Source organism: Dietzia lutea (genome assembly GCF_003096075.1).
Taxonomy (GTDB): domain Bacteria; phylum Actinomycetota; class Actinomycetes; order Mycobacteriales; family Mycobacteriaceae; genus Dietzia; species Dietzia lutea.
The window spans coordinates 753094-764648 of the sequence record NZ_CP015449.1 but is presented as its reverse complement, the minus strand read 5'-3'; the positions used below and the strand labels follow the sequence as shown (position 1 = coordinate 764648).

Here is an 11555-nt window from a genome sequence, read left to right as displayed (position 1 = left end):
GTTCTCGCTCACTTCGCGGCTCTCGCTCACTTCGCGGCCCCTTCCCGGACCTCGGGCATCTGACGGTCGACGGTCGGCGCACCGGCCGGTCGCCAGGCGTACAGCGTCCACGGATCGGTGCCGAAGGCCGCGTCCTCGGACTCGTCGCCCGGCATGTCGAGGAACTCCACCTCGACCTCCATGCCGATGCGGACCTCGGCCGGGTCGACGTCGCGCAGCTCGCCGAGCATGCGCACGCCCTCCTCCAGCTCCACCAGCGCGATGACGAACGGGAACTTCGTGCGGCCCGGCACGCGCGGGGCGTGGTGGGTGACGAAGCTGTACACGGTGCCGCGGCCGGAGGACACGACGTAGTCGGTCTGCTCGGACTTGTCCTTCCACAGCGCCGGCACGGGCGGGTGCTGCAGCGAGCCGTCCTCGCGCTTCTGGATGCGCAGCTCGTGGGCGGCGACCCCGTCCCAGAAGAACTGCGTGTCGTGCGAGACCGACGGGCGCAGGACCTTGCCCACCACCAGGTCGTCGGTGGCCGAGCCGGAGCTCGCGACGATCCGGTCCTCCGACGCGGCGGGGGCGGCGGCCTTGGCCGGCGGGCGGAACTTGAGGATCCGGAAGTCCATCTCGGCCACGACCTCGTCGCCGACCCGCCAGTAGTTGCGGGTGGTGAAGAACCAGCCCTCGCCCAGGCCCGTGGTCTTGGGGCCCACCACGTCGACGAGGACGGACTGGATGGTCACCTCCTCGCCCGGGCGGGTGTACCGGTGGTACGTCGAGTCGCAGTTGGTCGCGACGACCGAGGTGAAGCCCTCGGCGTCGAGGATGTCGGTCATGCGGCCCAGCGGGTCGTCGGCCTCGCGGGTCTTGCCGAGCCCGCGCATGGTCCACACCTGAGCCATCGCGGGCGGCGCGACGAGCCCGCCGTGGCCGGCCGCGACGGCCGCCTCCTCGGACTCGTAGATCGGGTTGGTGTCGCCGATCGCCTCGGTCCAGTTGCGGATCATCGGCAGGTTGATGGGGTCACGGCCCGGGCGGCGCGCGCTGCCGCCGGAGGCCTTGACCTCGTCGGCCGCGGCGAGGATGCGCGAGGCGCGGTCGTCGGTCACGGTGTCGTCACTCATGGGTGCCTTCTCGTCGGGGTGGGATACGCAGAGGGGCTGCGCTGTCGGGACGGGCGGGGTCAGCGGGCCGTGCGGGGCATGCCGAGGCCGCCCATGCAGACCAGCTCGCGCATGACCTCGTTGACGCCGCCGCCGAAGGTGATCACGACGTTGCGCTTGTTCATCATGTCGAACCAGCGCTGCAGCGCCGCCGTGTCGGGATCGGTGGGGTCGCCGAAGCGGCCGAGCAGCTCTTCGACAATCCGGCCGACGTGCTGGATCTTCTCCGTGGAGAACACCTTCGACGCGGCGGAGTCGCCCATCGACGGGTTGTCGCCCGTCGAGGAGACCTGCCAGTTGAGCAACTCGTTGAGCCGGACGATCGCGAAGATCTCCGCGAGACCGCGCCGCACCTCGGGCCGGTCCAGGTGACGGACGCCGTCGGCGCCGGTGCGGCGGGCCCAGGCGGCGAGCTCGTCGTAGTACCCGCCCGGCCGACCGGACGGCGCGAGCATGACGCGTTCGTGGTTGAGCTGCGTGGTGAGCATCTTCCAGCCGCCGTCGACCTCGCCCACGACCATGTCCGCCGGGACGCGCACGTCGGAGTAGTAGGTGGCGTTGACGTGATGCGCACCGTCGCAGGTGATGATCGGCGTGAACGAGAAGCCGGGATCGGTGGTGTCCACGATGAAGATCGTCAGCCCGCGGTGGCGGGAGTCCGGGGTGCCGGTGCGGGCGGCGAGCCAGACGTAGTCGGCGTGGTGGCCGCCGGTCGTCCACATCTTCTGCCCGTTGATGATCCAGTCGCCGGTCGCCTCGTCCTGGCGCGCCGTGGTGCGCAGCGCGGCGAGGTCGGTGCCGGCGTCGGGCTCGGAGTACCCGATCGCGAAGTGGACGGTCCCGTCGAGGATCCCCGGCAGGAACTCTTCCTTCTGCTTCTCGGTGCCGTACTTCTGCAGGGTCGGGCCGACGGTCTGCAGCGTCACCGAGGGCAGCGGCACGTCGGCGCGGGTGGCCTCGTTGGTGAAGATCTGCTGCTCGATGTGGCCGAAGCCCTTGCCGCCGTACTCGGTGGGCCAGCCCACGCCCAACCAGCCGTCGCGGCCCATCCGCTTGATGATCTCCGCGTAGGTGTCGCCGTGGCGGGTGGTCGCGATGTCGGCGGCCTCCTCCGGCGAGATGAGGGTGGAGAAGTACTCGCGCAGCTCGGCCTGCAGCGCGCGCTGCTCGGCGGTGAGGTCGATGAACGCGCCCTCGGCATCGGCGGCGTCCGCGTCGCCGGAGGCGGGGGCCACCTGCTCCACCGGGTCGGCGGCGATCGCCGCGCCCAGCGCGTCGAGGTGCAGCTGCGCGCCGCCGACGAAACGGGCGAGGTCCTTGACCGCCGACGAGTACTTGAACATCGGGTACGTGACATCCACGCCCACGCCGCCGTGCAGGTGGTGCAGGAGCTGCACTGCGCGCGGCCCCTCGGCCGCCAGCCAGTACGCGCCGATCGTGGGATCGGTCTCGTAGCGGTCACCGGGCCCGGCCAGCCCCTCGGAGATCCGCCACGCCACCGACTGCGCGATCACGTGCAGCGTCTGCGAGACGATGTAGACGTCCGCCAGCTCCTGCTGCACCGCCTGGAACGAGCCGAGCGGCTTACCGAACTGCACCCGCTCCTTGAGGTAGCCGGCCGTCATGTCCAGCGCGCCGGCCACGAGACCGTCACCGTGGGCGATACAGGCGGCCAGGACGAGACGCCGGAACTCCTCGAGGACCGACCCCGCCCCCGAGCCGCGGAGCACGTCGTCGTCGTCGACCTCGGTGGCCTCGAACCGCATCGCGTACTCGGGCACCCCCAGGGAGCCGAGGGTGGGGGTCAGGGTGACCCCCGGGGCGCCGGGGGCGACGACGACGAGGGCGACACCCTCGGGCGTGGACGCCGGCACGAGGATCGCGCGGGCCTGAGCCGCGTAACGGACGCTGGTGACGGTGCCGGTGAGGGTCCCGCCATCCAGGCGCACGGTCGGCTCGAGCGGCAGGGGGTTGCCGGGCTCGGCGACGGCCGCGGTGAGGATGCGGCCGTCCTCGATGCCGGAGAGCAACCGCTTCTGCTGGTCCGCGGTGCCGAGGGTGACGATCGGCAGCACGCCCAGGCCCAGGGTCTCCAGGGCGGGGATCACCACGCCGGCGCGGCCGACCTCCTCGAGCACGACGGCGATGTCGGCGGGCGTGAGGTCGTCGCCGCCGAGCGCGGAGGGCAGGCCCAGCGAGAGCAGCCCGGAGGTGGCGAACGCCGACCAGAGGCGCTCGTCGTAGCCGGCGTCGTCGACACTGCGGCTGGGCAGCGCGGTGAGCAGTTCCTCGGCCGGGGCGGCCGTCGACAGCGCGCCGGCCACCGCCTCGGCGACAGCGGCCTGGGTCTCGGTACGCGTGAAGTCCACGATCAGTCCTGTTCGGGTACGGGGGCGAAAAGGGGCGGGAGGGCGACGGACGGGGGTCAGTCGCGGGGCAGGCCGAGGATGCGCTCGCCGACCACGTTGAGCAGCACCTGCTCGGTGCCGCCCGCGATCGACAGGCAGCGGACCATGAGGAACTTGCGGCCCTGCTCGGTGAACTCGACGCCGCCGGTGCCGGTGAGCGTGAGGCCGAACTCGGCGATGTCCTGGCGGTGGCGCACGCCGACGATCTTGCGGACGCTCGACTCGGCGCCCGGCCCGGAGCCGGCGAGGCTGCGCAGCGCGGTGCGCAGGTCCAGCAGGTTGCCCACGACGCCGTCGGCGACGTGCTTGCCGAACTCGTCCAGCACCAGCGCGTCTTCGGCGACCCCGGCCGCGTTGATGAGGCCGATGATCTCCTCGGCGGCGTCACCGAGGGAGGAGCCGCCGCCCATGGCCACGCGCTCGTTGGCCAGCGTCGTGCGGGCGATCTTCCAGCCGTCGTTCACCGTGCCGATCTGGAACTCGTCGGGCACGAACAGGTCCTCGAGGTAAACCTCGTTGAACAGGGCCTCGCCGGTGATCTCGCGCAGCGGCCGGGTCCGGATGCCCTCCGAGCGCATGTCCACCAGGAAGTAGGTGATGCCCTTGTGCTTGGGGGCGTCCTTGTCCGTGCGGGCCAGGCACATCGCCCAGTCGGCCTCGCGGGCCAGCGACGTCCACACCTTCTGGCCGTTGAGCTTCCAGCCGCCGTCGACCTTCTCGGCGGTGGTGCGCAGGGCGGCGAGGTCGGAGCCGGCGCCGGGCTCGGAGAACAGCTGGCACCACCTGATCTTCCCGGCCATGGTGTCACGCACCAGCTTCTCGGCGTGCTCGGGGGCGGCCTGCAGGATGGTCGGCACCGCCCAGCCGCCGATCGTGATGTCGTGGCGGGTGACGCCGGCGGCCTCGAGCTCCTCGTCGATGAGCAGCTGCTCGGCCGGGCCCGCGCCCAGGCCCCACGGCTCGGGCAGGTGCGGCATGAACAGGCCGGTGTCGGCCAGCGCCTGCTTGCGCTCGTCGCCCTCCACGGCGGCGACCTTCGCCACCAGGGCGCGGAGCTCCTCGCGCTTGGCGTCCAGCCCGTCGATCTCGGACAGGTCGATGTCGAGGTGACGGCGCTTGCCGGCGAGGGTGAGCTCGGCCAGGCTGCGCCGCCAGCGGGCGGAGCCGCCGATGATCTGGCGCAGCGCGCTCGCGCGCCGCATGTAGAAGTGGGCCTCGTGCTCGAAGGTGAAGCCGATGCCGCCGAGGATCTGGATGCAGTCCTGGGAGTTGCGCACGGCGTTGTCGAAGGCCAGCGCCCCGGCGACCGCGGCGGCGACGGGCAGCTCGGAGTCGGAGGCGGTGAGGTCCTCCGCCGCGACGGCGGCGTCCCACGCCAGCGCCCGGACCTGCTCGGTGCGGCAGAGCATGTCGGCAGCGAGGTGCTTGATGGACTGGAACGAGCCGATGGTGCGGCCGAACTGCTCGCGGATCTTGGCGTAGTCCACGGCCGTGGCGAGCGTGTAGTCGGCGACGCCCGCCGCCTCCGCCGCGGCCAGCGTGACGAACAGCTGGTGGACGTGCTCGGTGGTGACACCCTCGAGGATCCGGTCGGCCGGGATCGTCACGCCCTCCAGGCGCACGCGGCCGATCGAGGCCGAGATGTCGTAAGGCGTCGACGGGGTGACGGTGACGCCCGCGGTGCCCGCCTCGAGCAGCGCCCAGCGGGTGGCGCCGGCGACCTCGACGGGCAGGAGCAGCCCTCCGTCGGGGGTGCCGCCGTAGGCGATGCCGGGGTCGCCCGTGACCTCGCCCGAGCCGTCGAGCGTCGCGGTGCCGATGCCCAGGCACACGCCCACCGGGAGGCCGCCCTCGGCGAGGGTCTCCCCCAGCGCCTGCGCCACGGGCCCGCCCGCGCGGGAGACCAACACCCCGGCCACGGCGGTGGACAGGACCGGCCCAGGCGCCATGTGGGCGGCGGCGGTCTCGAGCATGCAGGCCAGGTCGACGATCTCGGCGCCGGCGCCGCCGTGCTCCTCGGCGATCGCGACACCGAACAGCCCCAGCTCGGCGAGTCGGGGCCACACCGCCTTCCAGGCTTCCGGATCCTCCTCCTGGGCGCGTACCGTAGCCACGGGATCGGCGGACTTCGCCCAGGCCTTGATCGAACTCTGGATCTCGGTCTGGTCCGGTGTGGTGGCGATACTCACTGCAGGCTCCTCGACTCGGGCGGGGGACGCGTACCCGGCGCGGGGCTCGAGGACCCGCGCGTACACACCCATAATAGAACGTGTTCTAGGTAGCGTGTTCTAGAATGCACCAGCAGGGTCCGATCGGTACACCCGGGTCCCCGCCCGGTACGCCAACCCGAGACCGCCAGCCCGATCAGCAGTCCCGATCCGACCAGCGCAGAAGGTTCGTTGCCATGACCAAGAGCTCGACCGACACCGGCTCCGCCGCCGCGTCCGACGCCGCCCCGAGAGCCGACGAGCCCAGCACGTCGTCGCAACGTGAGCGCCGCCGCCGGATCCTCGACGCCACGCTGGCCCTGGCCGCCAAGGGCGGGTACGAGGCCGTGCAGATGCGCGCCGTGGCCGAGAAGGCCGAGGTCGCCGTGGGCACCCTCTACCGGTACTTCCCGTCGAAGGTGCACCTGCTCGTCTCGGCGCTCGCCCGCGAGTTCCGCCGGCTCGACCAGCGCACCGAGCGTTCGGCCCCGCCCGGTGACACTGCGCAGGAGCGGATGAAGGTCGTGGTGGACATGATCACCAAGTCGATGCAGCGCGACCCCAATCTCACCGAGGCCATGACGCGGGCCTTCATGTTCGCCGACGCCTCCGTGGCCAACGAGGTCGAGGAGGTCGGCTTCCTCATGGATCGCATCATCGCCCGCGCACTGGCGCAGGGTGAGCCGGACGAGCTCCAGCTCTCGATCGCGCGCGTGATCTCGGACGTGTGGATGTCCAACCTGGTCTCGTGGCTCACCCGGCGGTCGTCGGCTGCGGATGTCGCCACCCGGCTGGCGCTGACGATCGACCTGCTTCTGGGCACCGACGACTCCCCCCGCCGCGCGCGTCTGCACACGGCGATCGGAAACGGGAACGGCAACGAGGCCGGCGAGGCTGACGACGCCGCCGCAGGATAAGGCCGCCGGGGCCGCCGACACCGCCGCCGGATAAGGCCGCGCAGTCTGACAGTGCGCGCGGCGGGGGCTCGGACGCGTTCCCACGCAGCCGCTCCTGACGAAGGCGTCTCGCTCCTGCGCGTGCCCACGCAGCCGCTCCCGCTCTTGGCGTCTCGCTCCTGCGGCTGTACGCCTGAACTGCAGCCGCTCCTGACGATGGCGTCTCGCTCCTGCGCCTGTACGCCTGAGCTGCAGCCGCTCCTGACGATGGCGTCTCGCCCACCCTTCGGGGCGAGCGAGACGCCATGGCGACGTGCGGCTGTGCGGGCTGCGGCAGGCGCGGGTGCCGGGCGCCTGGCTGTGCGGGCTGTGGCGGGTGGGGGCGGCGGCGGGTGCGGGGCCCGAGCGCCTCGGGAGCGGGGGCCCGGCCCGCGGTCAGGGCACGACGACCGGCGGCACCGTCCGGATCTTTCCGGAGACGTCGGCCGCCCACCGCAGCGGGCCGTTGCTCGGGTCCCAGCCGGTGAGCAGGTCCGCGACCTTCGCCGTCATCTCGCGTCCGAGACGCAGGAACGACGTCTCGGACCGGTCATCGACCTCGCCGAGGATGAGCCACCACGCCCAGGCGACGGCACCGGCGTTGGCCACGAAGTCCGGCAGCACCGCGATGCCGCGGGTCGTGAGGTCGAGTTCCGCGTCGGCGGTGGTGGCGGCGTTAGCGGCCTCCACGACGATCGGCGCCGTGACCTGCGCGCAGTTCTCGGCGGTGATCGCGTACGAGACGGCGGCGGGCACCAGCACGTCGACGTCCATGCCGAGAATGCTGTCGCGGTCCAGACGCTGCACCCGGGCGGGGACGGCGGCGCGGTCGATCTCGCCGAAGCGGTCGCGGGTCGCCAGCAGCGCGGGGACGTCGAGGCCGGCGGGGTCGTAGAGGGTTCCGGCGGCGTCGGCGAGCGCGACCACCCGCACCCCGGCCTCGTGCAGGTACCAGGCGGCGCCACCGCCCATGGTGCCGACGCCCTGGATCGCGACCGACGTGCGCTCGATGTCCCAGCCGCGCACGTGGGCCGCCGCGAGGCAGGCCTGCGCGACCCCGTAGCCACCGATCACGTCGCCCAGGAGCCCGCCCGGGACCTCGGCGGTGAGCCCGCGGAAGATCCGATCGGCCGTGGCCGCGGGGTCGGAGGACCGCTCGATCGCCGCGTGGTACGACTGCCGCATGCCGAGGCGGCCGAAGACCTCGTCGATGAGGTGCTGCGGCACGCCCAGGTCCTCGGCGGTCACCCAGTGCCGGTCGAGGAACGGGCGCATGGCCTCGCAGAACCGGCCGAGCACCTCGACGGCCCGCGGGTCCTTGGGGTCGAAGTCGATGCCGCCCTTGGCGCCGCCGACGGGCAGGTCGAAGGCGGCGGTCTTGCGGGTCATGCCGCGGGCCAGGTCCTCGACCTCGCGCAGGGTGCATCCGGCGCGCATGCGGGTGCCGCCGGTGGCCAGACCGCCGACGAGCGTGTCCACGACGAGGTAGCCGCGGGCGCCAGTCTGGTCGTCCTCCCAGTGGAGGCGCAGGTAGGGCTCGCGGCGGGCGCCCGACGTCTCGGCCGGAGTCGCCGCCGGAATCGTGGCGGGAGCCGTGGCCGGTGCGGAAACGGTCTGTGCGGCGGGCACGGTCTGCCTGCCGGCTCCCGTGTGGCCGGTCGTGCCCGGGATCTCGATGGATGTCATGGTGCTCGCCTCCTCGGCGACCTCGTCCGTCGGCGGGTCCGGCGGGGGTGTCCCCAGCATGGGTTCGCACACTGGGCGGGTCCAGCGAGACTTCATGGACCCGACCGTTCACTTTTCCTGCACGGTCGGGGCGCGCGCTCCTACGCTCGGGGGCATGGAGCCGTCCCTGCACCGCCTGCGGTTGCTCCACGAACTGGAGCGACGGGGCACCGTCACGTCGGTCGCCGCGGGCCTGGGGTACACCGTCTCGGCCGTGTCGCAGCAGCTCTCGCTGCTCGAGCGCGAGGCGGGGACGCCGCTGTTCGAGAAGCGCGGACGCGGTCTCGCGCTGACGGAGGCGGGACTCGTGTTGGCGGAGCACGCGCGCACGATCCTGTCCGCGGTGGAGGACGCGGGCCACGCGATGGAATCGGCCCGCGCGGGCGTCGGAACGACGCTCACGGCCGGGGTGTGGGCCTCGGTGGCCACCACGCTGCTGCCCGCCGGGATCGCGATACTGTCCCGCGACCATCCGGGGATCGTCGTGCGCAGCCGCGAGCTGGCCCCGGAGGACACGACGGGCGCGGTCCGCGACGGCTCGCTGGACCTGTCGTTCGTGCTGGACTACTCGAGTTACGCCATGGCGGACGTGCCGGACCTCGTGCGGCTGCCGATCGCCCAGGAGACCCTGCACGCGGTGGTGCCGCGCGGGTCGATGCCGTCCGCACAGGTGTCGTTGTCCGACCTCGCGGGAGCGCCGTGGGTGATCGCGCACCCGCGCTCGCATTTCGGCCGGGCGGTGCGGATCGCGTGCCGGGACGCGGGCTTCGAGCCGGAGGTGCGACACGAGGCGGGCGAGCAGTCCACGGCGTTGGCCCTGGTCGCCGCCGGCCTCGGCGTCACACTCGCGTCCGATCTCGGTCTGAGCACGTTCCCGGCCGACGTGGACGTGCTGCCGCTGACGGACGGGCTCACCAGGACGGTTTCGATCACCCACCGTCGGCGCGACGCCCGGAGGCGCCCGCTCCAGGCGTTCGTCGCGGCGTTCACCGCCGCCGCCCGGGAGGTCGGCCTGGACCCCCCGGGCGGCGTGTGAGCTGGCCTCGGTGCCGACGCGCGAGTCTCAGCGCGACGCGCGAGACCTCAGGGCCGACGCGCGAGGAAGTCCGGGCGCGGCGGGGTGCCCGCGAACGGCTCGGTGAGCTCGTTCTCGACACTGTTGAAGACGATGAACACGTTGGCGCGCGGCAGCGGGGTGATGTTGCCCCCCGAGGCGTGCAGCGCGTTGCAGTCGAACATCGTCATGGAGCCCGCGCCGCCGGTGAGGACGTCGAGTCCGTACTCGCGGTACATCTCGGTGATGTGTTCCTCGGACGGCACGCCGACCTTCGGGGCGGTCGTCACGAGCGACTCCTTGTAGTAGTCGTCGGGCGTCTCGCCGGCGCACTGGACGTAGTACTTGTGCGTGCCCGGCATGATCATCAGCGGACCGTTGTAGGTCTCGTTGGGCGTGAGCGCCAGCGAGGCGCTGCAGGCGCGCGGCTTGGGCATGCCGTCCTCGGCGTGCCACGTCTCGAAGTCCGAGTGCCAGTAGAACGCGCCACCGGCGAAGCCCGGCTTGTAGTTGAGCCGGCTCTGGTGGACATACACGTCGGATCCGAGGATCTGGCGGGCCAGATCGATCGCGCCGGACTGCTCGACGGCCTCCCACACGACCTCACTGAGCTCGTGCACGTCGAAGATCGAGCGGACGGCCCGGCCGCCCTGCTCGCGGATGATCCGGGGGTCGTCCTTCATGGCGGGATCGTCCCCGAAGCGCTGCAGCTCCTCCCAGCAGGCGTCGATCCGCGCGGCGTCCAGAGCGCCCTCACGCTGGATGTATCCCTTCTCCTCGAACTCGAGTACCTCGGGATCCCGGCTGCTCCCCCAGATGACGGGGTCCCGGCGTTCGACGATCTCCGGACGCCCGGTCACGCGGGTCTGGTAGTCATCAACGGCAATGGTCACTACGACTCCTTTCTCTCCTCAGCCTGAAACCCCGGCTGACTCGGGAAAACGAGGGGTGCCGCCCTCGTGGGGCCGACCGTATCCGTGTCGACGACCTCGGACAACCCGTCAACCGCTGACGTATCCTCGACTCTTGTCCACGGAGGGGCCGGGCTCGCCGCCGGCGAGCCATGTGCGCAGGTGGTCGCGGAACTGTGCGGAGAGGGTGTCGCGCCAGCCCACGACGTCGCCGGACATGTGGGGACTGATGTGCGCGCCATCCAGCGTCCAGAGCGGGTCGCCCTCGGGGAGGGGTTCGACGACGAGGACGTCCAGGTGCGCGGAGAGCCTGCCCGCCGCGATCTCACGCGCGAGGGCGTCCTGATCGACGAGCTGTCCGCGGCCCACGTTCACCACGTGCGCGCCGTCGGGAAGGGCGGCCAGCTCCGCGGGCCCGAGCATCCCCCGGGTCGCCTCCGTCAGCGGCGCCACCATGACGAGGTGGTCCACGTCGCCGAGATGGTCGACCAGGCGAGCGGAGTCCAGGACGCGGCCGAAGTCCTCGTCGTCGTCCCGCGGTCGTCGCCCCGCCCCGGCCACGTCGAGTCCGACCGCCCGCAGGAGCCGCGCGGTGGCCCGTCCGATCCCGCCGGTGCCCACGACCAGGGCGCGCCGGCCCGCGACCCGGGTCGTCTCGCGGTGACGCCACACCCCCGCGCGCTGGAGCGCCTCGGTCTCGTGGAAGCGCTTGTCGTGGGCCATCACGCACGCCAGGACGTACTCGGCGATGGGGCCGTCGAAGACGCCGCGGGCGTTGGTGACCAGGACGTCGGAGTCGCGCAGCTCGTCGAAGAGCAGCTTGTCGACGCCGGCCGCGGCCACGTGGACCCAGCGCAGCGAGTCCGCGGCGTGCCAGGCCGCGGCCAGGGCGTCGGAGAAGATGTCCCACACCAGCAGGATCTCGGCCCCGGGGAGGGCGTCGGCGAGGGTCTCGGCCGTGCACTCGCGCACGTCGGCGAGGCCGCGGATCTCGTCGAGCGTGGTGGGCGGCTCGACGCCGTCCGCGGTGAGCACGACGACGGTCGGCCGGGAGCCGGGGGCGGGGCGTGGGTCGGTACGGGCGTCCATGCGGCCACGGTATCGCGACCGTCCGGCCGCGACGCGTGATCGTCGGATTGTTGACAATTGACCGGGGCGGCC

General features: G+C 72.3%; 8 protein-coding genes and 1 pseudogene. 2 read left to right on the top strand and 7 right to left on the bottom strand.

Annotated elements, in window-relative coordinates:
- Positions 1 to 26 precede the first annotated feature (26 nt).
- The 4 genes and pseudogenes from A6035_RS03425 to A6035_RS03415 all read right to left on the bottom strand — a co-directional run bounded on the left by A6035_RS03425 (position 27) and on the right by A6035_RS03415 (position 5751).
- Positions 27 to 1115: a bifunctional MaoC family dehydratase N-terminal/OB-fold nucleic acid binding domain-containing protein gene (locus tag A6035_RS03425; RefSeq protein WP_108846618.1), complete on the bottom strand. Its 1089-nt coding sequence runs from the start codon at positions 1113 to 1115 to the stop codon at positions 27 to 29.
- 59 nt (positions 1116 to 1174) lie between these two features.
- The gene (locus tag A6035_RS19320; protein WP_327511651.1) at positions 1175 to 2389 is read right to left on the bottom strand and encodes an acyl-CoA dehydrogenase family protein; all 1215 of its coding nucleotides are present in this window, start codon (positions 2387 to 2389) and stop codon (positions 1175 to 1177) included.
- Positions 2390 to 2482: 93 nt separating this feature from the next.
- A pseudogene (locus A6035_RS19315) lies at positions 2483 to 3478 on the bottom strand (acyl-CoA dehydrogenase family protein); the annotation flags it as partial.
- A gap of 101 nt (positions 3479 to 3579) precedes the next feature.
- The gene (locus A6035_RS03415; RefSeq protein WP_108846616.1) at positions 3580 to 5751 is read right to left on the bottom strand and encodes an acyl-CoA dehydrogenase family protein; all 2172 of its coding nucleotides are present in this window, start codon (positions 5749 to 5751) and stop codon (positions 3580 to 3582) included.
- Between the two features lie 215 nt (positions 5752 to 5966).
- Here A6035_RS03415 and kstR point away from each other — a divergent pair, with 215 nt between their 5' ends.
- Positions 5967 to 6686: a cholesterol catabolism transcriptional regulator KstR gene (gene kstR, locus A6035_RS03410; protein ID WP_108846615.1), complete on the top strand. Its 720-nt coding sequence runs from the start codon at positions 5967 to 5969 to the stop codon at positions 6684 to 6686.
- 414 nt (positions 6687 to 7100) lie between these two features.
- Here the strand turns inward: kstR and A6035_RS03405 are convergent, their stop codons facing one another.
- Positions 7101 to 8390 carry a Glu/Leu/Phe/Val dehydrogenase gene (locus A6035_RS03405; protein WP_208635573.1) on the bottom strand — a complete coding sequence of 430 codons (1290 nt, stop codon included), beginning with the start codon at positions 8388 to 8390 and terminating at the stop codon, positions 7101 to 7103.
- A 154-nt stretch (positions 8391 to 8544) separates the two neighbouring features.
- On the opposite strand from A6035_RS03405, the gene A6035_RS03400 reads away from it, so the two are divergent.
- Positions 8545 to 9465, top strand: coding sequence for a LysR family transcriptional regulator (locus A6035_RS03400; protein WP_108846614.1), 921 nt, complete (start codon positions 8545 to 8547; stop codon positions 9463 to 9465).
- Between the two features lie 47 nt (positions 9466 to 9512).
- Here A6035_RS03400 and thpD read toward each other — a convergent pair whose 3' ends face one another.
- Both thpD and A6035_RS03390 read right to left on the bottom strand, forming a co-directional pair.
- A complete protein-coding gene (thpD, locus tag A6035_RS03395) occupies positions 9513 to 10376 on the bottom strand; it encodes an ectoine hydroxylase (RefSeq protein WP_108846613.1) in 864 nt (287 codons plus the stop codon).
- 108 nt (positions 10377 to 10484) lie between these two features.
- On the bottom strand, positions 10485 to 11483 hold the full coding sequence (locus A6035_RS03390; protein ID WP_108846612.1) for a D-2-hydroxyacid dehydrogenase: 999 nt from the start codon (positions 11481 to 11483) through the stop codon (positions 10485 to 10487).
- Between the last annotated feature and the right edge of the window lie 72 nt (positions 11484 to 11555).

Coding starts and splice junctions, on each gene's coding strand:
- A6035_RS03425 (WP_108846618.1), bottom strand. CDS start 1,115: ATGAGTGACGACACCGTGACCGACGACCGCGCCTCGCGCATCCTCGCC.
- kstR (WP_108846615.1), top strand. CDS start 5,967: ATGACCAAGAGCTCGACCGACACCGGCTCCGCCGCCGCGTCCGACGCC.
- A6035_RS03405 (WP_208635573.1), bottom strand. CDS start 8,390: ATGACATCCATCGAGATCCCGGGCACGACCGGCCACACGGGAGCCGGC.
- A6035_RS03400 (WP_108846614.1), top strand. CDS start 8,545: ATGGAGCCGTCCCTGCACCGCCTGCGGTTGCTCCACGAACTGGAGCGA.
- A6035_RS03390 (WP_108846612.1), bottom strand. CDS start 11,483: ATGGACGCCCGTACCGACCCACGCCCCGCCCCCGGCTCCCGGCCGACC.